Raw genomic sequence first — 23,540 nt, forward strand, 5'->3', positions numbered from 1 at the left:
ATTATTGCGGAGGCGCTTACATGAGTGTCGAGCTGGGCTACTACACGCTGTCCGTCGCGGACCTGGACCGGGCGGCCGCCTTCTACGGGGTGCTGTTCGGCTGGGGGTTCAAGCGCGAGCACGAGACGTACCTGCACGTCACGAACACGGCCGTGCCGATGGGGTTCGTCGCGGGCGGGCCCTCGTCGCAGCCGAACCTCTACTACCACGTCACCGACATCGACGCGGCCGTCGAACGGGTGCGGGAGCTGGGCGGCAGCGCCGGCACGGTGTACGACAGCAAGTCGGGGCGCGGCTGCGCGTGCGTCGACGACCAGGGCACGGAGATCAGCATCTGGCAGCCCGCCCCCGGGTTCGATTAGCCGGGGGCCTTGACGGTGGCGATGCCGAGGGTGCTGGTCATCGGCAGCAGCCCGGCCTCGAAGACCGCGCCGAGGAACGGCCCGGCGAGCCGGGCCAGCCGCTCGGCGCGCTCCTCCCCGAGCAGCCGCCACGGCTCGGCGGCCAGCGCGTCGGTCATCCGCTCGACCTGGTCGCGCAGCGCCCGCCCCCGCTCGGTGGCCTGCCCGTCGGGGCCGACCAGCCCGCGGGCGGCCAGCCGCTCCCGGGCGGCGTCCCACTCCTGCTCGCTCCAGCCGCGCCCGGCGAAGTTCGCCGCGGGGGCCGCGCCGATCGCGGCGAACGACACCAGCGACTCGCAACCGTCCAGCTCCGCGGCCTGCAGCGCCGCCAGATGGCCGTCGCCGCGGTGCTCGCGCAGCACGGTGGCGGCCTGCCACAGCACCAGGTGCGGCTCGTCGGGCCAGGGCAGGTCCAGGTTGGCCGCGGCGAGCGGCCGCCCGGCCACGCCCACGCTCTCGGCGGCCCGCCTGGCCAGCTCCGCGGCCTCCGCCGCCTCGGCCGTCGCCACCTTGCCGCCCAGTAGTTGGCGGTACGTGCGGTCGACGGCGGTCATCCGGGCCTCCAGCACCCGCTCGGGCGGGGCGACCTCCCACACGGAGGGCACGTGCTCGGCGATCGTCCGCGGGCTGAAGCTGTAGTAGGCCGCGGTGGCGAAGTGGGCGCCGGCCCGCCCGAGCGGGGCCGTGCGGTAGGCGAAATAGCTCGGCCAGCGCGACTCCACGTCGTAACCGAGCGCGGCCGCCTCCTCGAACGCCTGGGGCGAGAAGTACAGCACCGCGTGGATCGGTTCGAGCTGGTGCCACATGCGGCGGGCAAGTACGGACGATGCGCTCATCGCAATCCCTCACTGTCTAGATAAGCTATGTCAGTGACGATAGAGGCTTGGCGCATCACTGGTCAATCGCAAATAGACAGTTATGTCGGGAGGTGGGCGGAGCTGGCCGTCCTCCTGGTGAACGAGCTGGCAGTCACCCAGGCCCGCGGTCGTCCCGCGGAGCCGCCCGCCGACCGCCGGGCCGCGCTGGAGGCGGCGTTCGCCCAGCGGGGCTGGACCCCCAGCCGCGCGCTGACCGGCGCGGACGCCGACCGGCTCGCGGACGTGGCCGCCGAGCTCCACCCGGCCTTCGCCGGCGACGTCGCCGCGCTCAACGCGGCCCTCGTCCGCCACGCGGCCGTGCCCAACCTGCACGGCGACCCGCCCGTCCTGGCCTTCCACGGGCCCGGCGCCGACCTGGTCGACGCCTGGGCGGCCGACGCCGGCACGGCCCTGGCCATGGTGATCGGCGTCGGCCAGGGCCGGCGGCTGCGGAGCTGCGAGGCGGACGGGTGCGAGCTGGTCTTCTTCGACGTCACCAGGAACGCCTCGCGCAGGTTCTGCGGCCTGTCCTGCCAGAACCGCGCCAAGGCCAGCGCCTACCGCGCCCGCCGCCGCGCCTGACCCCGGCAGCCGGCAGGTGCTCCGCACGACGCCCGCGACGAACGCCGGGCGGGTGAGCCGATTCTGTCGGTCGCGGCGGCATGATGGCGGGCATGATGGCGGGCATGATGGCGGGCATGATGGCGGGCATGATGGCGGGCATGGCTTCATGGCAGGAGTTCGAGCGGCAGGCGCCGGAGCTGGCCGGGGTGGCGGGGCGGCTGCTGGCGGCCTACCGGCACAAGGTGCTGGCCACGTTGCGCAAGGACGGCTCGCCCCGGGTCAGCGGCACCGAGACCATGTTCCGGGACGGCGAGCTGTGGACGGGGTCGATGCCGGGCGCGGTCAAGGCGTCCGACCTTCGGCGCGACCCGCGGATGGCCGTCCACGTCACCTCCCGCGCCCCCGAGGGGGACGATCCGTCCTCGTGGGAGGGCGACGTGAAGCTGGCCGGGCGGGCCGTGCAGATCACCGACCGGGAGGTGCTGGCGTCGTTCGGGCTGCCGGGCGAGGAGTCGGACCTGTTCCGGATCGAGCTGACGGAGGTGGTGTGGACGCGGGTCGAGGGCGACGAGCTCGTCATGGACGCGTGGCGGGAAGGGGTGGGGGTGCGCCAGATCCGCCGCAAGTGAGCAGCCCACCCGGCCACGCCTCCGCCCCGGGGCTAGTGGACGGAGAAGCCGCCGTCCACGAAGAGCATCTGCCCGGTGACGAACGCGGAGGCGTCACCGGCCAGGAAGACCGCCGCGCCCGCGAAGTCCTCGGGCACGCCGTTGCGGCCCACCATGTGGCGGGCGGCGAGCGCTTCCACGCGGCCCGGGATGGCCTGGGCGGGCTCGGTCAGCGGGGTCAGCACGAAGCCGGGGATGATCGTGTTGACGCACACCCCGCGGGCCGACCACGCCTCGGCCTGGGAGCGGGTCAGGCCGGCGACGGCGGCCTTGGCCGTGCCGTACGCGCCGCTGTCGCCGAAGGCGCTGATCGACTGCTGGGAGCCGAGGTTGATGATGCGGCCCCATCCGCGGGCGGCCATCCTCGGGCCGAAGTGCTGGCCGAGGAGGTAGGGGGCGGTGAGGTTGACGGCGATGGTGCGCTCGTAGTCGTCGAGGGAGAGGTCGGCCATGGGCTTGCGGATGTTGTTGCCGGCGTCGTTGACGAGGATGTCGATGTCGCCCGCCGTGGCGCAGACCCGCTGGACGTCGTCGCGGTCGGCCAGGTCGGCGCTGATCCGCGAGGCGGTGACGCCGTGCTCGCGCAGGCGGGCGACGGCCTGGCCGAGCTCGCTCTCCCTGCGGGCCACCAGCACGACCTCGGCCCCGGCCCGGCCGATCGCCTCGGCGATGGCGTACCCGATGCCGGAGCTGCCGCCGGTCACCAGGGCGCGCCGGCCGTCGAGGGAGAACAGCCCTCGCAGATAGTCAGACATGGTCGGACAAGCTAGCACCCCGGGGTGGGCGGCCCATCGCCCGAGGGGCACCACCGCGTGGCTCCAGGCGTCGTCGCGGGGCCGGCCGGGCCGCTCGTGCCTTCGGCCGGCGCGGTGGGGACCGACCCGGAGGTCTTCCGGCGGCTGATCGGCCTCCCGGCCGTGGATCCCGAAGCCCTGCTCGCCGGCGTCGCCCGGCTCGGCTGATCGACGACCTGGTTTCGCCGGCTTGGACGCGGCAGATTGGCGGGCAGGTCGGGATGGGAGAGAATGTGAGCCCGTTCACCCACTGGGAAGAGGCCTCGGGTGCGTCATGAGCCTGGATCCGACCCGCGCGTCCGGCGACGGCACCGGCACCCCGCTGAGCGCCGCGATCGGGGCCGCACGGTGGATCAGGACGGCGGCCGCGGGTGACGCGCGGGCGCGGCACTGGGTGGCCAATCCCGACCCGCGGGGCCGCTCCGCGCTGACGCCCGAGCCCGCCTCCCTGTACGGCGGCGCGGCCGGCATCGTGCTGTTCTTCCTGGAGCTGGCCGCCGCGACCGGGCGGGAGGAGTACCTGGAGGACGCCCGGGCGGGCGTGCGGTACCTGGTCAAGGCCTGGCCCGGGGTCGGCGACGTGACCTTCCACCACGGGCTGAGCGGGATCGCGGTCGCGTTGTGCGAGGCCGGGTGGGTGCTGGGCGACGGTCTGGCCGAGGAGGCGGCCATGGCGGCGCTGGAGCGGGTGGCGCGGGCGGCGCGGCCGATGGAGGGCGGTCCCGGCTGGTCGGGGGACCCGGCGCAGCGGGGCGACGGCGGTGTCGTGCTGGCGCTGCTGCACGGCGCCTCGATGCTGAGGACGCCCTCGTACGGGGAGCTGGCGGCCGAGGTGGGGCTGCGGGCGGCGCGGCTGGCGGTGCCGGGGCACCGATTCGGCGACTGCGCGGGCCTGCCGGCGGACGCGGTCACGCCGGGGTTCCTGGCCGGCACGGCGGGGACGGCGTTCCTGCTGGCCCGCCTGTACGGGGTGAGCGGGGACACCCGGTTCCTGGAGGCGGCGCGCAGGGGCGCGAACTTCGTCCGCGGGGTCAGCGTGGTGAGCGGCCGGCGCGCGCTGGTGCCGCATCACCTGCCGCAGGCGCGGGGGCTGTACTACCTGGGGTTCTGCTCGGGTTCCGCCGGGGTGGCGCGGATGTTTGTGGAGCTGTTCCGGGCCGGGGGCGATCCGGCCGACCTGGAGTGGGCCGAGCGGCTGGCCACGGGGATCGTGACGAGCGGCGTGCCGGGCCGGCGGGTGCCCGGGTTGTGGGACACGGCCTGCCAGTGCTGCGGGCTGGCGGGGCTGGTGGAGCTGTTCGTCGGGTTGTGGGCGGTGACAGGACGGGAGGCGTACCTGAGCTTCGCCCGGACCCTGGGCGCGCACCTGGCGGGCAGGGCGAGCGGCGACAGCGGGGGGCTGCGGTGGTATCAGGCCTTTGAGCGGGTACGTCCGGGAGAGGTCAGCGCGGACACCGGGTACATGGCTGGTGCGGCGGGCATCGGCGCGGCGCTGCTGCATCTGGAGGCGGCGGCGCGGGGGCGGCGGGTGATCCTGCTGCCGGACAACCCGTTCCCGGCGATCCCGGCACCGGCGGGCACGCTGCCCGAATAACACCTGGAACACGGCAATGAGGAGATTGCGCGCACGCGCGCGCGGCGTTAAGCTCGATTGCCCAATTCAGGCAAAGGTTTCGCAATCCTCCGGTTAGGAGTATATCAGCGAATGGCTAATCGTCAAGATGGTCTTGCGGAAGCCCTTGACAGCGAACAGCGTACTGTGTCGTGGCTCTACAGCAGGCTCGACGTCGCCAGGCAGCGGGCCCAGGCGACACTGCGGGACGTGTACGCCAGGGCCGGCGGCACCCGCCAGGCGATGGTCGAACGCGAGGCGATGGCCTCGGAGCAGGCCAGGAGACTGGCCCAGCTGAACGCGGTCGAGCGGGGCCTGTGCTTCGGCCGCATCGACGACGGCGCGGGGCAGAGCGCGTACATCGGCAGGATCGGGCTGCGCGGCGAGGAGCACGAGTCGGTCCTCATCGACTGGCGGGCGCCGGCGGCGCGGCAGTTCTACGTGGCCACGGCCACCCACCCGGGCGGGCTGGTGCGCCGCAGGCACCTGCACCTGAAGGACCGTACGGTCGTCGGCATCGACGACGAGGTGTTCGACCTGGAGGGGATGAGCGATGGGGACCGGCGCACGCTCGTCGGCGAGGCGGCGCTGCTGGCGGCGTTGCGCCGGGGCCGGACGGGCCGGATGGGCGACGTGGTGGCCACCATCCAGACCGAGCAGGACCGGGTGATCCGCGCCTCGCTGCAGGGCGCGCTGGTGGTGCAGGGCGGGCCGGGCACCGGCAAGACCGTGGCGGCGCTGCACCGGGCGGCGTACCTGCTCTACACCCACCGCGCCACGCTCGAACGGCGCGGCGTGCTGGTGGTGGGCCCCAACTCGATGTTCCTGCGCTACATCAGCCAGGTGCTGCCGGCGCTGGGGGAGACGCAGGTGGTGATGACCACGGTCGGGGAGATGTTCCCGGGGGTGCGGGCGAGGGCGGTCGACGCGCCGGCGACGGCGGTGGTCAAGGGCGACGTGCTGATGGCCGAGGTGGTGACCCGCGCGCTGGAGCTGCGCCAGCGCACACCCGAGGGCGATCTGGTGGTCGAGCTCGACGGCCTGAACCTACGGGTCCCGCACGCGACCTGCGTGCAACTGCGCAACCGGGCGCGGGCGGTGCGGCTGCCGCACAACATGGCGCGCAAGCTGTACGTCACCGAGATGCTCAAGGAGCTGGCCAGGGCCGAGGCGCGGGCGCTGGAGGAGTCGCTGCACATCGAAGAGCTGGTCATCGAGGACGAACCGGAGCTGGCGCAGCCGCTCGACCTGGAAGGCGACCTGGACGAGCTGGACCTGGAGCTGGCCTCGCAGCGGCTGTGGGGCGAGCCGGAGGTGCGGCGGGCCGTCGACGACCTGTGGCCGGAGCTGACGCCGCAGGGGCTGATCTCGCAGCTGCTGGCCTCGCCGGAGACGTTGTGGTCGGTGGCGCCGTCGGGGCTGGACTGGCAGGAGCTGGTCCGCCCGGTGGACGCGCCGTGGACGGCCGGGGACGTGCCGCTGCTGGACGAGGCCGCCGAGCTGCTGGGCGAGGACGACTCGGAACGCCGGGTCGTGGCCAGACGGGAGTCCGAGGAGCAGGCGTCGGGGGAGCTGTACGCGCTGGAGGTGCTGCAGACCACGGGGGTGCTGGAGGAGGGCATCTTCGACCGGGCCGACGTACTGGCCGGGCGGCACGCCGACGACGGGCTCGGGCTGACGACGGCCGACCGCGCGGCGGCGGACCGGACGTGGGCGTACGGGCACGTGATCGTGGACGAGGCGCAGGAGCTGTCGGCCATGGCGTGGCGGATGATCATGCGTCGGGTCCCGGCGAAGTCGCTCACCGTCGTGGGCGACCTGGCGCAGACGGGGTCGGCGGCCGGGGCGCGGTCGTGGGGGGAGGTGCTGGACCCGTACCTGGAGGGGCGCTGGCGCGAGGAGCGGCTGCTGGTCAACTACCGCACGCCGGTGGAGATCATGTCGGTGGCGGCGGACGTGCTGCGGGCCTTCGCGCCCGAGCAGGAACCGCCGGAGTCGGTGCGCGAGGGCGGCTCGCGACCGCGCGCGGTGCGCCTGCCGGTGCCGGGGCTGCCCGGGCTGGTGGCCGAGGAGCTGGCCTCGATCGGTGAGGGCCGGGTAGGCGTGGTCACCTCGGACGCGCGGCACGCGGAGGTGGCCGGGCTGTTCCCTGAAGGTGACCTGGACGCGCCGGTGGTGGTGCTGACGGTGGGGCAGGCCAAGGGGCTGGAGTTCGACGCGGTCGTGGTGGTGGATCCGGCGGGGATCATGGGGCAGTCGCCGATGGGGGGTCAGGATCTGTACGTGGCGGTTACGCGGGCCACTCGGCGGCTGACGGTGGTGTATGAGGGGGAGTTGCCGGGGGTGTTGGCTCGGCTGACTTCCGAATCCTCAATGTAAAGGCGCCGGGCGGCGGCTTCGGCCCTGGCGTTCGGGGCCGCCGCCGTTCCCGCGTCTGCCACCCGCCTTCTCAGGTGTCGGCGCTTCCCGTGAGGAAGGCGTCGCCCGTCCTCCGTCCAGGGGTCGCGGGTGGAGCGCCGTCAACGGTGGGGTGGCGGAAACCGATGGCGTGGGTCAGCCGTTGTAGAGCTTGTCGGCCACCGCGCGGATCGTGCGGGTGATGTGGTCGAGGGAGCGAAGGGTTTCGAGGTCGAGGTGGTCCAGGATGCGGCGGTAGTGCTGGAGCCCAAAGTTGTGGATCTCCTCGACCAGGGCGGTCCCGGCGGGGGAGAGCTCGACGCGGCGGACGCGGCGGTCCTGGGGGTCCTCGTGGCGGGTGACGAGGCCGTGGGCGACGAGGCGGTCGACGAGGCCGGTGACGGTGCCGAGGCTGACACTGAGGTGGTGGGCGAGCTCCTGCCCGGAGGCGGAGCCGTTGAAGGCCAGGAGCATGACGACATGGAGTTGTCGCATGGTCAGATTGGAGGTGAACAGCGGGGACTGATCCTGGGCGAACAGCCGCCCCATGCCACGCTGTGTCTCGCTGATTCGACGGATCAGGTCTTCGCGTTCGTCGCTCACACTCACCTCTCGCTTCCTGAGAAGGTTATCAGGAAAGCTCAATCTGTCTAAATATTCGTTCAAGGCGAAGTGTTAGTCTGGGGCGAACTCTTGGAGGGGACGCCTATGACCGCATTCGCCCGGTTGAGCTTGGTCAACCGCACCCTTGTGATATTGATCGCGCTCGTGCTCAGCGCGTTCGGCGCGTTCACGATTCCGCAGTTGAAGCAGCAGCTGCTGCCATCTTTGAGCTTCCCTGGCGCGTTCGTGGTCGCGGCGTATCCGGGTGCCTCGCCTGAGATCGTCGAGGACCAGGTGACGAAGCCGATCGAGGACTCGTTCCAGGGCCTGGACGGCATGGAGCAGATGACCTCGACGTCGAAGGAGGGCCTGGCGCAGATCCAGGTGGCCTTCGAGTACGGCACTGACGTCGAGTCCTCGCTGAACAAGATGCAGCAGGCCGTCACCCGGGTCACGCTCCCGGACGGGGTGGACCCGCAGGTCGTGGCGGGCAACACCGACGACATCCCCGTGGTGGTGCTCGCGGTGGGCGACGGCGGCGACGAGCGGGCGATGGCCGACAAGCTGCGCCGGATCATGGTGCCGGAGCTGCAGAGCGTGGAGGGCGTACGGGAGGCGTCGGTCACGGGCACCCGCGACGAGGTCGTGACGATCGAGCCGGACACCAAGAAGATGGCGGCGGCCGGGGTGTCGGCCGCGCAGATCCCCGACGTGCTGAAAGCGAACGGCACGCCGATCCCGGCGGGCGCGCTGACGGCCGACGGCAAGTCGCTCACGGTGCAGGTGGGCACGCGGGTCGACTCGGTGGCCAAGCTGAAGGACCTGTACCTGACCCCGGCCCAGCCGGCGGCCACCCAGCAGCAGCCGAGCCAGGCGCAGGCACGCCCGCAGACCGGGCAGGCCGGTCGGCCGGGCCAGTCCCAGGCGGCGCTCGCGCAGCAGCAGGTGGTCAAGCCCAAGCCGCTCAAGCCGGTCAAGCTGGGCGACGTCGCCGAGATCAAGCAGGGGCTGGCGGACGCGACGACGATCACCCGTACGGACGGCAAGACGAGCCTGGGCGTGTCGGTGACGATGGTGCCCGACGGCAACGCGGTGTCGATCTCGCACGACGTCCGTGAGAAGCTGCCCGACCTGACCAAGGCGCTGGGCGACGGCTCGGACACGGCGGTGTCGGTGGTGTTCGACCAGGCGCCGTACGTGGAGGAGTCGATCCGGAGCCTGACCACCGAGGGCCTGCTGGGCCTGGCGTTCGCGGTGCTGGTCATCCTGGTGTTCCTGCTGTCGGTGCGTTCGACGCTGGTGACGGCGGTGTCGATCCCGCTGTCGGTGGTGATCGCGCTGATCGTGTTGTGGGCGGGCGACTACTCGCTGAACATGCTGACCCTGGGCGCGCTGACGATCGCCGTGGGCCGGGTGGTCGACGACTCGATCGTGGTGCTGGAGAACATCAAGCGACATCTCGGGTACGGCGAGGCCAAGCTGCAGGCGATCCTGGCGGCGGTCCGCGAGGTGTCGGGCGCGGTGACGGCCTCGACGCTGACGACGGTGGCGGTGTTCGCGCCGATCGCGATCGTGGGCGGCATGGTGGGCGAGCTGTTCCGGCCGTTCGCGATCACGGTGGCGGTGGCGCTGCTGGCCTCGCTGGTGGTGTCGCTGACGGTCGTGCCGGTGCTGGCGTACTGGTTCCTGAAGGCGCCGGACCTGACGCCGGAGCAGGCGCGCAAGCAGCGCGAGGAGGCCGAGGCCAAGGAGCTGCGCTCGCCGCTGCAGCGGGCCTACCTGCCGGTGCTGCGGTTCGCGACGCGGTTCAAGCTGGTGACGATCCTGATCGGCGTGGCGGTGTTCATCGGCACGATGGGCCTGGCCGGCGGGCTGCAGACGAACTTCCTGGACTCCTCGGGCCAGAACACGATCTCCCTGTCGCAGAAGATGCCGGTCGGTACGGACCTGGCGACCACGGACAAGGCCGCCAAGCAGGTCGAGGGCGTGCTGAAGGGCCTGGACGGCGTGGAGACGTACCAGGTGAACGTGGGCGGCGGCAACGCCATGCAGGGCGGCGCGGTCGGCGGCGGCGCGGACCGGGCGTCGTACTCGGTCACGGTCAAGGAGGACGCCGACCCGGACAAGGTGCAGCAGCAGCTGCGCGAGCGGATCGACGGCCTGTCGGGGGTCGGCGAGGTCACCGTGGGCGGCGCCGGCGGGGGCGGGTTCTCCTCCGACACGATCGACGTGATCGTGCAGGCGCCCGACGCCGAGACGCTGAGTACGGCGACCGACACGGTCAAGACCGCGATGGGCGGGGTGTCGGGACTCACCGAGGTGTCCTCCAACATGGAGGCCAGCGCGCCGCGCGTCGAGGTCGTGGTGGACCGGCAGGAGGCCGCGGAGCGGGGCCTGTCGGAGGCGCAGGTCGGGCAGGCGGTGGCGCAGGCCTTCCGCGGCGCGCCGCTGGGCCAGATCACCCTGGACGGCCGCTCCAGCGACCTGGTGCTGCGCGGCGCGGACGCGCCGGACGACATCAAGGCGATCAAGGACCTGAAGCTGCCGACGGCGGCGGGCATGGTGAAGCTGTCGACGGTGGCGGACGTCAAGGAGGTGGCCGGGCCGACGCAGGTGACGCGGATCGACGGCGAGCGTTCGGCCACGGTGTCGGCCAAGGCGGCCGACCCCGGCAACCTGGGCAGCGTGACGCAGGCGCTGACGACCAAGCTGGACGGCCTGACGCTGTCCGCGGGCGCCACCTACGAGATCGGCGGCGTGTCGGCCCAGCAGTCGGACGCGTTCTCCGACCTGGGGATGGCGATGCTCGCGGCGATCGCGATCGTCTTCCTGATCATGGTGGCGACGTTCCGCAGCTTCGTCCAGCCGCTGATCCTGCTGGTGTCGATCCCGTTCGCGGCCACGGGCGCGATCGGGCTGCTGGTCGGCACCGACACCGCGCTGGGCGTGCCGGCGCTGATCGGCATGCTGATGCTGATCGGCATCGTGGTGACCAACGCCATCGTGCTCATCGACCTGATCAACCAGTATCGGGAACAGGGCATGGACGTGGTGGAGGCCGTCATCGAGGGCGGGCGGCGCAGGCTGCGGCCGATCCTGATGACGGCGGTGGCCACGATCTGCGCGCTGACGCCGATGGCTCTGGGGGTGACCGGCTCCGGCGGGTTCATCTCGCAGCCGCTGGCGATCGTGGTCATCGGCGGTCTGATCAGCTCGACGCTGCTGACCCTGGTGCTGGTGCCGACGCTGTACACGATGGTGGAGCGGGCGAAGGAGCGGATGCGGCGCAAGCCGGCCGAGCCCAAGCACGAGGCGAAGGTCCTCACGCCGACCTCCTGACGGCGGCAGCGCCCTTGCCCGGCGGGGTCCACACCCCGCCGGGCACGTGGCCGGGCGGCGGCTGTGTCGAACGACCTGACGAGGTCAAAGAAGGCATCCTGGAAGCGATGCGAGCCGGGGGTGAGGCATCCTGTCGGCGTCTCACCGGCTTGAGGCAGTCGGTGACCCTGCTCGCAGTCCTCTCGCGCCGAGGAGGGCAGGAGGTCAACAAAACGGAACGCAAGGGAGATCCCTCGACTCTTCTCCGTGGCGTTGCCGGTGATCGTAGGATCGTCAGCGTGGATCTGGACGCCGCCGCCGCCCGGCTCGGGGTACCCGTCGAGGACGTCGACCGCGTGCACCGGCTCGCCGGCGACCGGCCCTCGGCTCCGCTGCCCGCCAAGGCCGACGCGCCCGCGATCCTCGACCGGCTCGCGGTGCGGCCGGACGACGCCGCCGAGATCATGGCGGGCTGGCCCGACCCCGACTCTCCACTGTGGACTCCGGAGCTGCGCTGGCTGCTCGACCGCTCGATCGCCCTGGTCCGCGCCGATCTCGGGGGCCACGGCTGGCTGCCTCCCGGTCCGGAGTTACCGCGCGAACGGGGGCCCGCCTGGCGGCATCTCTACGTGTACGCGTACCTGGCCCTGGTCGACGTCGTCACGGGGTACCACCGCGACCACGGCATCGCCGATGCCGTGTCGTGGGCGACCCTCGCGGATCTGGGCCGCAACCTCGCGATCGACCGGCGGATGCACCGCGAGGGCTGGCCGGTCATGCAGAGTTGGCTGACGCTGCACGCGCGGGGCGGCATCTACGAGCTGGGCCGGCTGCAGCACCATCGCGGCGGCACCACCATCGACCTGCACATCCCCGAGTCGGGGCCGATGACCCCGGAGGCGGTCGCGGCGTCGCTCGACGAGGCCCGCGCGTTCTTCCCACGCCACTTTCCCGACGAGCGCTACACGGCGTTCTCCTGCAGTTCGTGGCTGCTCGACCCGCAGTTACTGGAGTACCTGCCCGGGGACTCCAACATCGTCCGGTTCCAGCGGAGGTTCGAGCTGGAGCCCCACGAAGAGCTGGAAGGGCTGGACGCCGACGTCGAGGTGCTGCGGTTCGTGTTCCGTACCCTGACCACGCCGCTCGACCAGCTGCCGCGCCGTACCGTGCTCCAGCGCGCGATCGTCGACCACCTGAAGGCCGGCCGCCACTGGCGCATCCGCCGCGGCCGCTTCCCGATCTAGTACTTGCGGCAGTCGTGCTTGGCGAGAGTCAGGGTCATCCCCGCGACCTGGTTGGTCTTGTTGGACACATAGAAGAGGTAGAGCGCCTTCTTGTTGCCCGGCACGCCGGCGGTGGGATAGCCGCCGGGACCACGCCGCAGGTCGGGGTAGGCGGCCTTCAGTTGTGCCCTGGTGGAGCCGATGCCGATGCCCTTGGGCGTCCTGAGGCCAGAGGGTGCGACGATCATGGTCACGCCGTAGTTCTTGGAGATGTACATCCCGACCCGGTAGTTGGGGTACGGGTTCTCCTTCAGATCCCAGCCCGTGCATCTGGCGTTGTCCCCGACTGATTTGCGGACGATTCTCCCGGTCGCCTTGGCTTTCGCGGCGCTCATGCCGAGCTTCAGGTTGCCGTACCCGTACGGTCCCAGTGTCGCCTTCTGGGCGGCGAGCGCGGCCGGCGCGACGGCGACCGGCACGAGCCCGCCTGCCAGCGCCACGGCCAGCGCCGACAGGCCGATCCGTAGGGCGTTCGTTCGGTTCATGGCGTTCCCTCCTTGGTTTGACTTGATCACTTTAGTGATAGTGCGGATTGGTTGTTGGGGATTCGCCGGATTGCAGGCAGGCGCAGCCGCCCTCGGATCACCCACCGGCGCTGGCTTTCGCGTAATCGACCCTCTCGGAGATCCCCTCATGTGCCCGAACGGCGAACCGCACAGCCAGAACCGCGTCACCGGATCCGCTGTGAAGGTCCCCGACGAGGCTGTCGAAACCCGCTCCTGGAACGTGCTCGCGTGCGCCCTCATCGCCCGCCGGCTCGGCGAGGGATGCATTCGGTACGGGTAGCAGTCTCCCGAACACATCGGAGGATTGGGCCGGGTATTGGCTTGATGAATACGCCACCATGGTTGTATGGCGGACGGACCCATCACTCACCTGACACTGACCGTCCATGGTCCTGACCTTCAGGCTTTTGAGCTGACCGACGTCCCAGTGGACACGTGTGTCCGCGACGTGGCTCGTGCCGTTATCGATCAGTACCCCGGCGCAGGAGAATTGCGCTACGTCGTAGACTTCCAGGACCCCGATGGCTCGTACCGCCGTCTCGACCCCGAAGCCACGCTGGAAGAGGCCGACGTCACTTCAGCAGGCACACTCACCGTGTCTGCGGAGGCGACTGCGGGTGGGCTCGGCGTTGAAGCGATGGTCGATCTCGTCACCTTCCTGGCTGGTGCAGTTGCCGGCGGCGTGGCGGGAAACGCGGCCTATGACCTTCTGAAGAACCGAGTCGCCGCCATGAAGGGAAGGCGCGTCCGCCGCCTGCGCAAGCGCGAAGCGATCCAGGTAGCTCGTGCCTGCATCTGCATCCAGCGCGGGCTTTCCCAAGAGCAGGTACGGCTGGCGGGGGCGAGCAGGGGCACTCTCCATAAGCGTGAAGGGGAACGGCGCGCTCCGCGTGCATGGGTTTTGGATTTCGAGTTCGGCGAAGAGACGGACACGGTCTGGGTATTCCTGGATCGCAGCGAGGTGGGCGCGGAAGCGATCAAGCTTGACAGCCATCAAATTTGGCTGTCCAGCCTCACTCAGCGAGAAGATCCGCCGTCCACCTAGGTGACGTCAGGATGGTAGATCCGGCTCGATCACGCACGTCACGCGCCCGAGAACGTGGCGGAACCGATACACCGGATCGAGCATATGCGGCCCTGCCGAGGACCGCTGTGGCATGGAACCGTCTCCACGGTTCGGGGGATGGACAGTCGGCGGGCGGGCTGGGACGTGAGCCCAGCCGGAGTGTGTGCGCCGCTGCCACCGGGTGCCTGCTGGGGCGACCCGGTGATCGTTAGCGGTGGGTAGGCGCGCCGTCACTTGCTCCAGGCCACCAGGAACTCCGCCAACGAGATACGCCCGTCCACATCCCCATCGTGCTCGTCCGAGACCTTGAAGATCGAGTCGAGTTCGGCGGCGGTGACCTCCTCGCCGCGCGCGTTCATGGCGAGTGCGAACTCCTCGCGCGTGATGTATCCGTCCCCGTCGCGGTCGAATTCCTGGAACGTGGCGGTCGGGTCGTCAAGATCCGGCATGGGTGACCTCTCATCGTGCGATTTATTCGGTGTACGGACAAAGCAATATCGAAGCACGTGCCTGTACCCCATGCGAGGATGACGGGCCGAAGACGCCGGTCGCGCCATCGAGGCGCAACGCGAGCTGATCGTGGCGACACCGACGACGGCCGTGCACACTCGCGGCCGCATCCGTGGGCACCGGCCCAAGCTCACCTCGGGCCGGCCGGCGTGCCGCCGCAGAACGCTACGCGTTGTCGACGGGCATGAGCAGGCCGAAGCTCCGTACCGCGAGCTTCCCGTGGGGGAGCGGTGCCTGGCTGTCCGCGACCACCGCCTCGCCACCGGGCCACCGCTCGCTGTCCAGCAGCACCTCGTTGGTCTGCAGCCGACCGTCGTGGTAGGCGATGAACAGGCGTAGCCCGTGGACCTTCCGCGTGAGCGGTTCGGCGCGCAGCACCTCCAGCAGCCGGTCCAGCAGTGGCCCGACCGATGGCACTGACCGGTCGGTGAACAGGTTGATCTGGGCGCCCAGCACCAGTTCGAACGTGCCGCTCGGGTGCTCGTAACGCATGCGCTCGACCTGGTCGGGGGCGGCGCCGGGGCGTAGGAGGCCGTCGACGATCGGGTGCAGCGCGCCGAGCCTGAACTTGTCCATCGCCTGGCCGATCGCCTCGCGCCAGGTGGTGCCGTGCCCGGCGAAGCTCTCCACCAGCCATGGCCTGGCCAGCGCCGGGTGTGAGACGGCGAAGTCGACCTGGGCCATCACCACGCCGGCCGGGGCGGGGTGGACGAACAGCTCCGCGCCGACCTTCGTCTCGCCGTTGAGCGGTACGCCGTGCCCGCGCAGGAAGTCCTCGAACGCGGCTCGCGGCGAGGGTATGCCGCCGTCGCCTGGCTCGACCGGTTCCAGGTCCTTGACCAGGGTGGTTTCGCTGAGCATCAGGTCCGACAGCTGCGATCCGGCGTGCAACGCGTTGTTGATCGCGTTGAACTCGCCGCTGCGCATCGCGATCCGCCTGACCTCGTCACGGCCGGCCCGCTGCGCGCGGCTCAGCGCTGCCATGAACACCGGTTCGGCCGAGAGGCTCACCCGCCCGCCGGGGGTCGTCAGCCCGTCCGGGTACGAGACGTCCGGTAGCAACCGCCGCGTGTACGCCATCGGCAGGAAGATCAGCAGCCGCTCGGCCAGCCACGGCTCGACGCCGGCCCCGGTGAGCCGCTCCCACACCTCCTCGTCACCCGGAGGCTGCTCACCCGCGCAGAACGCGGCGATCCCCACCTCGACAGCGGCATCCAACCCCATTGATCCGATCATGGCGCAACGCTACTTCCAACCCGAGGGCAAGCTTCACCCCGATCTCCCACCGTAGACTTCGGGTATGTCCGCTCGGAGCGCCACGAAATGGGGCGCGGCCCTCGGTGTGGCGGCGCTGACCCTGGTGGCGGGTTGCGCCAACGACGACGAGATCTACGTCTCCAACTTCAGCGATTCACACGGCAGAGCCTGCACGTTCGTTTATACCGCCCGCGAGGGTGAGGGGTGGGGCGGAAGTCGCGATGTGGACGTCAGCCAGCTCGACTGCGAATACCCGCCGGCCGGCCGCGCCCCGGGCCCGCCGACGACCACCCACCTGGAGACCACTCCCAGCCCCGGGAAGTGAGGCCGGACCGTCTTTGGCCCGGCCCGTTCGTTGACGTTGCCCAGGACGATCAGCTGGAGGCAGCGGTGCCCGCTTCGCTAGCGGAGAGCGGCGAGGTCCCCCTGCTGGACGGTGCCGCCGCGCACGACGCCTGCTTGCAGGCCGAACCGTACCTGGTGGGCGTGACCGAGCAGCTTGAGGAGCCGCGCGTCGGGTCCGAGCCCCACGTGGGGCTGGGGCATGCCGACCATGACGCAGCGGGGCATGCCCGGCCCGAGACACAGCTCCACCTGGTGGCCGATGGTGAGATGACGGCCCTGCCAGTCGTCCTCGACGAAGCCGGCGCCGTCCACATCCAGCACGAGGTTCGCGCGGAAGCGGGCGACGTCGACGGGTTCGCCGAGCAGCTGCTCCAGCTTGCGCACCGCGGCCGTGGTGACGAGATGAACAGGGGCTTCGTCGTGGTGGGGTACGGAGGACTGCCTATTCAGGCGTAGTGGCCGGTCGAGCAGCGTGCTGAGCGCCTGACCGGCTGCCGGGTCATCGGCACGATGTTCTCGCCCGTCCGGGAGGATCAGCAGTGGCACGTCGGCGTCTCCTGGGGCTGCGGCGGGCGGCCCGTCCAGGCGGGCGCGCAGGTCGAGCAGACCGTCGATGCGGCGGAAGCGGCGGGTGGTCTTGCCGCTGCCGATCCCGCCGTCCGCGGTGTAGACCGCCCAGCTCCGGTCTCCGGCGACCCCGTCGGCGGTGAAGCGCGCACGGGTCAGCCGCTCGCCACCCAGGGACTTCACCGGATAGCGCGCCAGCTCGACGACCTGGCCCACCGGCAGGGGCGGCGATTCCGCCCGGCCCGGGAGGTTCTGGCAGGGGCAGGAGTGCAGCTGCCGGGTCACGCTCACCGGCCCTCCGCCGCCGGTCGCGGCCCGAGCCCGAGGCGCAACGTGCGCACCGTGCCCCCGGTACGCCGCGCCAACTCGTCCACTCGCATGACCGGAACCGTAAACCCTACCCCTGGGGTACAGGTCAACCCGCCAGTCGGCGCCGTAGGGGAGGTGGGTTCTCCACGTCGTCGATCTCGCCACCCGGGCCGGCATCTCCTCCCACGCCGGTGGTGCTGGGGGCCCTGTACAACGCGCCTGGCCGTCGAGCACTTCCCCGAAAGGGACTGGTGCGGAGCGCGCGCCGCCGGGGCGAGCTGGAGCCGGATATGACTCTCGCCTTCGAGGGCCATGCGGGAGCGCTCACCCGCTGACGCCGCGCCACGAGGGGCGGCCCGGTTGCCGCGGGCGGGCTATCTCGGCTGCCAGCGGCCGATCTTCTTGGTGATGAGGTCCGCGCCGATGCGTGCGTAGAAGCGTTGCGCCGCCACGTTGGCCTCGGCCACCTCCCAGCGGATCAGCCGGCCCTTCGCGGCCTCGGCGGCCGCCCGCATCAGTTGCTCGCCCACGCCGCCCCCGCGTTCGGCTTCGGTCACGTACAGGTCGTCCAGCGCGAGGTAGTCCTCGCCGGACCAGAAGCTGATGCGCTCCAGCCAGGAGACGTAACCGACGGGTCGGCCGTCCCGCTCGGCGATCAGGTAAGTGATCTCCGGGCGGGTCAGCAGCCGCTGGAGGTCGGCGACGCTCACGGTGACGGCCGAGGTCTGGCCTTGGTGCTCGGCCAGCGCACGGATGAGGCCGTGCACGGTGGAGGCGTCGCCGGAGGTGGCGCGGCGGATGGAGATCACGGTGGTCCTCTCGGAAGTGGTGTTCATGCCCGGCCCCGGGGCGAGGAGACCTCCGGTACGGCGGCGGCGCGGTCGAGCAGTTCGTGGATCAGGGCGACCACCTCGCCGGGGGTGAAGTCCATGGAGTTGTCGCCGACGCTGATCTCGAAGCTGCAGCGGCCGGGATCGGGCGCGGAGCGGACCCGGCCCCAGAGCTGGATGCCGTGCTCGGTGAGGATCTGTTCGCCGGCCCGCTCGACGGCGCGCCGACCGGCCGGCAGGTGGACGTGGAACAGCGGTGTCTGCGGCGGGTCGGGGTGGGCGCGGGCGGCGCCGTCGGCGTTGATCGCGGCGGCGATGGCGATGGCGTGCTCCCGGTAGGCGGGCATGCGCGTGGCCAGGGTGTCGAGGCCGACCAGGGCGGCCAGGGCGAGCGGCCAGGCGTCGCGGATGCCGCCGCCGAGCCGCTGTCGCCACACGCGGGCGGCGTCGATCGTCGCGGCATCGGAGGCGAGCACCGCGCCGCGCACGCCCTGCAGGCTCTTGTACAGGGAGACGTAGACGGTGTCGAAGAGCGCGGCGATCTCGTCGAACGGCCGCCGGTAGTAGGTCTGGGCCTCCCACAACCGGGCGCCGTCCAGGTGCGCGGCGGCGCCGGTCGCCCGTACGAGCTCGACCTGCGCGCACAGCTCCTCCCATTCGGGCAGCAGGCCGCCGAGGTCGCGCTGCGGCAGCTCCCAGACGACCGCGGCGAGCGGCTCGCCGATCGCGGCCAGGTCGCCGACGGTGATCAGCTCGTGCAGGTCCCCGGTACGGCGCACCCGCAGGCCGTGCACGGCGTTGTAGCCCTGCTCCTCCCACACCTCCAGATGCGACTGCGGGTGGGCGGCAAAAGTGCGGCGCCCGCGGTCGTCGGCGTGCAGGCGCAACGCCACCTGCTGCGCCATCGTCCCGCTGGGGAAGAACAGCGCGCTCTCCTTGCCGAGTAACTCGGCCAGCCGGCGCTCCAGCACCGCGACCGGGCCGTCGGGGCCGTCCGCCGGGGTGTCGTCGTCCACCAGGGCCAGCATCTGCTCCAGCATCACGCGTGGTTTGCGGCGGATCGGCGCGTGCAGGAACAGCGACCTGCGCACGGGCGGGTTGGCGTCGCGCATGAGGCATCTCCTTCGTAGTTGCGACTGATGTGCAACTATAATGAACCTTACCGGGGTTAGGTATATCGCAGCCGTCACCGCCGCGCCCCTCAGGCGCCGGTGGCGGCTCAGTCCGGGAGGGTCGCCAGGATTCCGCCGGTGATGAAGGCGACCAGTCGCTCGCGGTCGGCGGCGCCCGGCCGGCCGTCCGGCGGGGTGCGGTTGGGTCCCGGCTGCCAGTCCACTGTCCGGAAAGTCCCGGTCTGGTGCAGGCTCAGCAGGCCGACCATGCACGTGAAGGCGAACCGGACGTGCTCGTCGTCGACGCCGGGCAGGGCGCGGCCCAGCGCGACCAGGTAGCGTCCCTCCACGGGGCGGACCTGATCGGCGAAGATCTGCCGGGTCTGCGGATCGGGCTCACTGATGACCCGCCCGATGAAGCGGGCGATGTCGGGCCCGCCGGGGCCGTGCCGATCCACCAGGTCCGCGGCGGGTTCGACGAAGGCGCGCACCAGGGCGGGCATGGAGGGCGGCTCGGACGCTGATTCGAGGTCGTCCAGACGGTGGCGGCGTTCGTCGTTGACCACGCGCATCGTCCGGTCGATGACGGCGCGCAGCAGGCCTTCTTTGGACCCGAAGTGGTAGTTGACCGCGGCGATGTTGGCTCCGGCCGCGTCGGTCAACGCCCGCAGCGAGGTGGCCGCGATCCCTTTCTCGCCGAACAGTCGCACGGCCGTCGCGATGAGCCGGTCCCGGGTGGAGGCCGCCTCTCGCGTCCTGGGGTCGCGGTCGGCTTCGACCACTGCATCTCTCCTTCGGGGCGGCGCCGGCTGGAGGAAGCATGCTATAACACTCGTTTCAAACGATAGTTTGAAACGAGTGTTTGACCAACGGAGGTGCCGCAGTGAACGGGAAGACGGCGATCATCGTCGGGGCGGGGATCGGGGGCCTGACGGCGGCCCAGGCCCTGCGACGCACCGGGTGGAACGTGGTGGTCTACGAGCAGGCATCCGCTGTCGCCCCGGTCGGGGCGGGCGTCGGCATCGCGCCCAACGCCGTCAAGGCCCTGGACCACCTCGGCCTCGGGGAGGCCCTGCGCGATCGTGCGCAACGCCAGCTCAGCCTGGAGATCCGCCTGCGCAGGGGCGCGCGCGTGGCCCACATTCCCGCCGCGAGCTTCGAAAGTCGCTACGGCACGCCGTTCTACGCCCTCCACCGCGCCGAACTCCACCGGCTCCTCATGACCGGGCTCGATCCCGCCGCGCTGCACACCGGTCACCGGGCCACGGGAGTCGAGCTGCACGCCGACGCCGCCACGATCACCTTCCAGGCCCCGCATGGCGCGGTCTCGGCGACGGCGGACCTGGTGGTGGCCGCCGACGGCATCGGCAGCCGCCTGCGTACGGCCCTGCTGCCCGACTACCCCGGCGCCACCTACGCCGGATACACCGTCTGGCGCGGCATCGTCCCGGCGGAGCGGAGCGCGGCCCTGGGCGTGACCCCCGTGCTGTCGGAGACCTGGGGGCGCGGTGCCCGCCTGGGCATGGCCATGATCAACGACGGCCAGACCTACTGGTTCGCCTGCGAGAGCGTCCCCGAGCACGCCACGCCCGAGCACGACCTCGGCCTGCTCGCGGCCAGGTTCGCCGACTGGCACGACCCCATCCCGGCGCTCATGACGGCCACGCCGGAGACCACGCTGCTGCGGCACGATGTCTACTACCTGCGGGACAGGCTGCCGGGGTTCGTGCACGGCCGGGTGGCTCTGCTGGGCGACGCCGCCCACGCCGTCACGCCCGACATCGGCCAGGGAGCCTGCCTCGCCGTCGAAGACGCCGTCACCCTCGCAGCGGCGATCGAGGACAGCGGGATCGACGCCGGGCTGCGCACGTATGACGCTCTGCGGCGACCTCGGACCGAGCGGATGGCACGTACCTCGGGCCGGCTCGGACACATCATGCAGACCCGCAACCCGGCCGCGGCGCTGATCCGCGACGCCGTCGCCTCGGCGTTGCCGGACTCCCTGCTGATCGGCGCGGCGGGAGCGGCTTTCACCTGGACGCCTCCCCTGGGCGCGGCCACCTGAGACGCCCGCGCGAAGGCACGATCGGGGCAGCAGGTCAGAGCCACCCTCGGGACTCGGCCACGCGAGCGGCCTCGACCCGGTTGCGGGCTCCCGTCTTGCCGATGGCGGAGGACAGGTAGTTGCGTACGGTCCCCTCGGTGAGGAAGAGCCTGCGGGCGATGTCCGCCACGGTGCTGCCGTCGGCCGCCACGCGCAGCACCTCGGTCTCTCGCTGGGTGAGCGGGCTGGGCCCCACGGTCAGCGCGCTCACCGCCAGCCGCGGGTCGATCACCCGTTCGCCGGTCATCACCCGCCGCACGGCGGCCGTCAGCTCGGTGACAGGGGCGTCCTTCACCACGAAACCGGCCACACCGGCATCCAGCGCCCTGCTGAGGTAGCCGGGCCTGCCGAACGTGGTCACGATGATCACCCGGCGGCCGCGGAGGCGTTCGGCGACGTCGAGGCCCGACAGTCCGGGCATCTCGATGTCGAGCAGGACCACGTCGGGATCGTGCTCGGCCACCGCGGACTCGACCAGGTCCCCGCGCCCGACCTCGGCCACCACCTCGATGCCGTCCTCGAGCGCGAGGAGCGCCGCCAGGCCGCCCCTGACCAGGTCCTGGTCGTCGGCGATCAGCACCCGGATCATGACGCCTCCAGCGGGACGCGCACGCACAGCCGATATCCCCCGCCGGGCGGCACCCCCGCCTCCAGCCGACCGCCGGCCTCCGCGACCCGCTCGGCCAGCCCGGTGAGCCCGTGCCCGGCCCGCGCCGCGCCGGACTCGTCGTTCGGGGGAGTGCCATCGTCGCGGACCTCCAGGCCTGCGGCCGTGTCGTCCACGCTCAGGTCGATCCGGCAGCGTCCGGCCCGGCTGTGGCGCAGCACGTTGGTCACGGCCTCCCGTACGGCCCAGGCCAGCACGATCTCGGCGGAAGCGGGGATGGGCCCCTCGGCGGGCGAGACCTCCAGCTCGATCCCGGCGGCCCGCAGACCGCGGGCCGCCTTGTCGAGCTCCTCCGACAGGGCGGGGGCGCGGTAGCCGGTGACCGCGTGCCGTACCTCGTCGAGGGCCTGGCGGGCGGCGTGCTCCACGTCGGTCATCTCGCGGGCGGCGCGGTCGGGGTCGGTACGGGCCAGCCGCGCCGCGAGCTGGCTCCTGATCGTGATCGACGTGAGCGTGTGGCCGAGGATGTCATGCAGGTCCCGGGCGAAACGCAGCCGCTCGTTCTCGACGGCCATCTGCGCGACCTCGGCGCGGGCCGCCTCCAACCGTGCCACCAGCACCCCCATCTGTTTCAGGCTCTGCACCACCACCGCCTGCACCGCGATGACGAGCGGCACCCACCAGATCCCGGCGAACGGCGCTCCCAGCACCCGCAGGACGACCACGTCCACGACCGCCGTCACCACCGTCGCCGCGACGAACACGACCGGCCGCAGCGACGCGGCCAGCGCGGAGACCACCAGAACGAAGCAGACGTACGCCCACGGCCGCCCAGGACGGACAGCCCGAAGTAGACGGCCATCATGGCCAGGTTCGCCGCCTGCCCTCTGAGGGTGTAGCCGAACGCGATGCCCAGCGCGGCGAAGGGCATGACGCCCAGCCAGATCAGCACCACCAGCGCCGGCCAGGTCCACGGGGACAGCCGCACCCCGCCCAGCCCCGCGCCCGCGGCCAGCACGACGAGGATGCTCGGCAGCACGCCCGCCATCCCGCTGACCAGCTTGGCCACCACATAGCCGTGCGGCGGCAGCGGCGTCACCGCGAGCTGCCGCGACCAGCCCTTGCTCCGCTCCAGCGCGATGGCGCCCCCGATGAACAGCGCGCCCCCCATCGCGCCGTACGTGGCCATGGAGACCATGGAGAACGCGGCGAAGTCGCCGCGCTGCCCCTGCGGCACCACGTTGAGCACCTTGGTCCACAGCAGGTAGAGCGCCAGCGGGAAGCCGGTGAGCATGATCAGCCCGGCCGGGTTGCGGAAGGCGCGCCGCAGTTCGAGTCTCAGGTACGACCTCATCCCCCTCCTCCCGTCAGGCTGAGGACGGCGCTCTCCAGATCGGTGCTCATGGTGCGTACCTCCCGGACATCGTCGAACGTCGCGAACAGGGCGCGAAGCGTGGCGTCGGAGTCACCCGTGCGCAGCGCGACGGCACGCCCCTCGATCCGCACCTGGCGCACGCCCGGCAGCGTCTCGAGCCCGTTCACGTCGGCGCGGTCGAGGACGAAACGCACCTCCGTGCCGCCGACCAGGGATTTGATGGTGTTCACCGGGCCGTCGGCGACGATCTTTCCGCCGGCGAGCAGGACGACCCGGTCGGCGTAGTCGTCGGCCTCGGTGAGGTAGTGGGTGGCGAAGACCACCGTGCGGCCCTTGGCCGTGCGGGCGCGTACCTCCTGCCACAGCGCGCGGCGGCTCTCGACGTCCAGCCCCACGGTGGGCTCGTCGAGCACGAGCAGCCTCCAGCAGCCCGGAGTCCTGCAGGAGCGCGCCGA

At 71.5% G+C, this 23,540-nt stretch carries 25 protein-coding genes; 11 read left to right on the forward strand and 14 right to left on the reverse strand.

Going from position 1 to position 23,540, the window contains the following annotated elements; translation table 11 throughout:
- The first annotated feature begins 20 nt into the window (after positions 1 to 20).
- On the forward strand, positions 21 to 362 hold the full coding sequence (locus tag ACIBQ1_RS34475) for a VOC family protein (RefSeq protein ID WP_397283489.1): 342 nt from the start codon (positions 21 to 23) through the stop codon (positions 360 to 362).
- Here the strand turns inward: ACIBQ1_RS34475 and ACIBQ1_RS34480 are convergent.
- Positions 359 to 1,237: a hypothetical protein gene (locus tag ACIBQ1_RS34480; protein ID WP_397283490.1), complete on the reverse strand. Its 879-nt coding sequence runs from the start codon at positions 1,235 to 1,237 to the stop codon at positions 359 to 361. The genes ACIBQ1_RS34475 and ACIBQ1_RS34480 overlap by 4 nt on opposite strands.
- Before the next feature lie 117 nt (positions 1,238 to 1,354).
- Between ACIBQ1_RS34480 and ACIBQ1_RS34485 the strand changes: the two genes are divergently transcribed.
- Both ACIBQ1_RS34485 and ACIBQ1_RS34490 read left to right on the forward strand, forming a co-directional pair.
- A complete protein-coding gene (locus tag ACIBQ1_RS34485; protein ID WP_397283491.1) occupies positions 1,355 to 1,840 on the forward strand; it encodes a CGNR zinc finger domain-containing protein in 486 nt (161 codons plus the stop codon).
- A gap of 92 nt (positions 1,841 to 1,932) precedes the next feature.
- Positions 1,933 to 2,451 carry a pyridoxamine 5'-phosphate oxidase family protein gene (locus ACIBQ1_RS34490; RefSeq protein ID WP_397283492.1) on the forward strand — a complete coding sequence of 173 codons (519 nt, stop codon included), beginning with the start codon at positions 1,933 to 1,935 and terminating at the stop codon, positions 2,449 to 2,451.
- A gap of 32 nt (positions 2,452 to 2,483) precedes the next feature.
- Here the strand turns inward: ACIBQ1_RS34490 and ACIBQ1_RS34495 are convergent, their stop codons facing one another.
- Positions 2,484 to 3,245 carry an SDR family NAD(P)-dependent oxidoreductase gene (locus tag ACIBQ1_RS34495; protein ID WP_397283493.1) on the reverse strand — a complete coding sequence of 254 codons (762 nt, stop codon included), beginning with the start codon at positions 3,243 to 3,245 and terminating at the stop codon, positions 2,484 to 2,486.
- 57 nt (positions 3,246 to 3,302) lie between these two features.
- Between ACIBQ1_RS34495 and ACIBQ1_RS34500 the strand changes: the two genes are divergently transcribed.
- From ACIBQ1_RS34500 to ACIBQ1_RS34510, 3 genes are all read left to right on the forward strand, one after another.
- Positions 3,303 to 3,452 carry a hypothetical protein gene (locus ACIBQ1_RS34500; protein ID WP_397283494.1) on the forward strand — a complete coding sequence of 50 codons (150 nt, stop codon included), beginning with the start codon at positions 3,303 to 3,305 and terminating at the stop codon, positions 3,450 to 3,452.
- 106 nt (positions 3,453 to 3,558) lie between these two features.
- Positions 3,559 to 4,878 (forward strand): lanthionine synthetase LanC family protein, encoded by a 1,320-nt coding sequence (locus ACIBQ1_RS34505; protein WP_397283495.1) that lies wholly within the window; start codon positions 3,559 to 3,561, stop codon positions 4,876 to 4,878.
- A 111-nt stretch (positions 4,879 to 4,989) separates the two neighbouring features.
- Entirely contained in the window at positions 4,990 to 7,275 is a 2,286-nt protein-coding gene (locus ACIBQ1_RS34510) for a HelD family protein (RefSeq protein ID WP_397283496.1), read from the forward strand.
- Positions 7,276 to 7,449: 174 nt separating this feature from the next.
- On the opposite strand, the gene ACIBQ1_RS34515 is transcribed toward ACIBQ1_RS34510, so the two are convergent.
- Positions 7,450 to 7,896, reverse strand: a complete 447-nt coding sequence (locus ACIBQ1_RS34515) for a MarR family winged helix-turn-helix transcriptional regulator (RefSeq protein WP_397283497.1) — start codon at positions 7,894 to 7,896, stop codon at positions 7,450 to 7,452.
- A 105-nt stretch (positions 7,897 to 8,001) separates the two neighbouring features.
- Here ACIBQ1_RS34515 and ACIBQ1_RS34520 point away from each other — a divergent pair, with 105 nt between their 5' ends.
- Positions 8,002 to 11,235: an efflux RND transporter permease subunit gene (locus ACIBQ1_RS34520; protein WP_397283498.1), complete on the forward strand. Its 3,234-nt coding sequence runs from the start codon at positions 8,002 to 8,004 to the stop codon at positions 11,233 to 11,235.
- Positions 11,236 to 11,513: 278 nt separating this feature from the next.
- The gene (locus tag ACIBQ1_RS34525; protein ID WP_397283499.1) at positions 11,514 to 12,458 is read left to right on the forward strand and encodes an acyltransferase domain-containing protein; all 945 of its coding nucleotides are present in this window, start codon (positions 11,514 to 11,516) and stop codon (positions 12,456 to 12,458) included.
- Here ACIBQ1_RS34525 and ACIBQ1_RS34530 read toward each other — a convergent pair.
- The gene (locus ACIBQ1_RS34530) at positions 12,455 to 12,982 is read right to left on the reverse strand and encodes a hypothetical protein (protein ID WP_397283500.1); all 528 of its coding nucleotides are present in this window, start codon (positions 12,980 to 12,982) and stop codon (positions 12,455 to 12,457) included. The two genes, ACIBQ1_RS34525 and ACIBQ1_RS34530, sit on opposite strands and share 4 nt — an antisense overlap.
- 367 nt (positions 12,983 to 13,349) lie before the next feature.
- Between ACIBQ1_RS34530 and ACIBQ1_RS34535 the strand changes: the two genes are divergently transcribed.
- Positions 13,350 to 14,048 (forward strand): hypothetical protein, encoded by a 699-nt coding sequence (locus tag ACIBQ1_RS34535; protein WP_397283501.1) that lies wholly within the window; start codon positions 13,350 to 13,352, stop codon positions 14,046 to 14,048.
- A 251-nt stretch (positions 14,049 to 14,299) separates the two neighbouring features.
- Here the strand turns inward: ACIBQ1_RS34535 and ACIBQ1_RS34540 are convergent, their stop codons facing one another.
- Together ACIBQ1_RS34540 and ACIBQ1_RS34545 are read right to left on the reverse strand one after the other, a co-directional pair.
- The gene (locus tag ACIBQ1_RS34540; RefSeq protein ID WP_397283502.1) at positions 14,300 to 14,518 is read right to left on the reverse strand and encodes an EF-hand domain-containing protein; all 219 of its coding nucleotides are present in this window, start codon (positions 14,516 to 14,518) and stop codon (positions 14,300 to 14,302) included.
- 226 nt (positions 14,519 to 14,744) lie between these two features.
- Positions 14,745 to 15,815, reverse strand: a complete 1,071-nt coding sequence (locus tag ACIBQ1_RS34545) for a DUF6348 family protein (protein WP_397283503.1) — start codon at positions 15,813 to 15,815, stop codon at positions 14,745 to 14,747.
- A 64-nt stretch (positions 15,816 to 15,879) separates the two neighbouring features.
- On the opposite strand from ACIBQ1_RS34545, the gene ACIBQ1_RS34550 reads away from it, so the two are divergent.
- Positions 15,880 to 16,161, forward strand: coding sequence for a hypothetical protein (locus ACIBQ1_RS34550; protein ID WP_397283504.1), 282 nt, complete (start codon positions 15,880 to 15,882; stop codon positions 16,159 to 16,161).
- A gap of 77 nt (positions 16,162 to 16,238) precedes the next feature.
- On the opposite strand, the gene ACIBQ1_RS34555 is transcribed toward ACIBQ1_RS34550, so the two are convergent.
- From ACIBQ1_RS34555 to ACIBQ1_RS34570, 4 genes are all read right to left on the reverse strand, one after another.
- Positions 16,239 to 17,039, reverse strand: a complete 801-nt coding sequence (locus ACIBQ1_RS34555; RefSeq protein ID WP_397283505.1) for an MOSC domain-containing protein — start codon at positions 17,037 to 17,039, stop codon at positions 16,239 to 16,241.
- 392 nt (positions 17,040 to 17,431) lie between these two features.
- Entirely contained in the window at positions 17,432 to 17,893 is a 462-nt protein-coding gene (locus ACIBQ1_RS34560) for a GNAT family N-acetyltransferase (protein ID WP_397283506.1), read from the reverse strand.
- Positions 17,890 to 18,999, reverse strand: coding sequence for a threonine aldolase family protein (locus ACIBQ1_RS34565; RefSeq protein WP_397283507.1), 1,110 nt, complete (start codon positions 18,997 to 18,999; stop codon positions 17,890 to 17,892). Before ACIBQ1_RS34565 ends, ACIBQ1_RS34560 begins: the two co-directional genes overlap by 4 nt.
- A gap of 107 nt (positions 19,000 to 19,106) precedes the next feature.
- Positions 19,107 to 19,781 (reverse strand): TetR/AcrR family transcriptional regulator, encoded by a 675-nt coding sequence (locus ACIBQ1_RS34570; protein WP_397283508.1) that lies wholly within the window; start codon positions 19,779 to 19,781, stop codon positions 19,107 to 19,109.
- A 101-nt stretch (positions 19,782 to 19,882) separates the two neighbouring features.
- Between ACIBQ1_RS34570 and ACIBQ1_RS34575 the strand changes: the two genes are divergently transcribed.
- Positions 19,883 to 21,064 (forward strand): FAD-dependent monooxygenase, encoded by a 1,182-nt coding sequence (locus ACIBQ1_RS34575; RefSeq protein ID WP_397283509.1) that lies wholly within the window; start codon positions 19,883 to 19,885, stop codon positions 21,062 to 21,064.
- A gap of 34 nt (positions 21,065 to 21,098) precedes the next feature.
- Here the strand turns inward: ACIBQ1_RS34575 and ACIBQ1_RS34580 are convergent, their stop codons facing one another.
- The 4 genes from ACIBQ1_RS34580 to ACIBQ1_RS34595 are packed head-to-tail and all read right to left on the reverse strand — an operon-like array spanning position 21,099 to position 23,498.
- Positions 21,099 to 21,692, reverse strand: a complete 594-nt coding sequence (locus tag ACIBQ1_RS34580; protein ID WP_397283510.1) for a response regulator — start codon at positions 21,690 to 21,692, stop codon at positions 21,099 to 21,101.
- Positions 21,689 to 22,510: a sensor histidine kinase gene (locus tag ACIBQ1_RS34585; protein ID WP_397283511.1), complete on the reverse strand. Its 822-nt coding sequence runs from the start codon at positions 22,508 to 22,510 to the stop codon at positions 21,689 to 21,691. Before ACIBQ1_RS34585 ends, ACIBQ1_RS34580 begins: the two co-directional genes overlap by 4 nt.
- On the reverse strand, positions 22,450 to 23,064 hold the full coding sequence (locus ACIBQ1_RS34590) for an ABC transporter permease (protein WP_397283512.1): 615 nt from the start codon (positions 23,062 to 23,064) through the stop codon (positions 22,450 to 22,452). The genes ACIBQ1_RS34585 and ACIBQ1_RS34590 overlap by 61 nt, the downstream gene beginning before the upstream one ends.
- Positions 23,061 to 23,498 (reverse strand): hypothetical protein, encoded by a 438-nt coding sequence (locus ACIBQ1_RS34595; RefSeq protein ID WP_397283669.1) that lies wholly within the window; start codon positions 23,496 to 23,498, stop codon positions 23,061 to 23,063. The genes ACIBQ1_RS34590 and ACIBQ1_RS34595 overlap by 4 nt, the downstream gene beginning before the upstream one ends.
- Positions 23,499 to 23,540: the final 42 nt, after the last annotated feature.

Source organism: Nonomuraea sp. NPDC050153 (assembly GCF_044460125.1).
In the GTDB taxonomy this organism is placed as follows: Bacteria; Actinomycetota; Actinomycetes; order Streptosporangiales; family Streptosporangiaceae; genus Nonomuraea.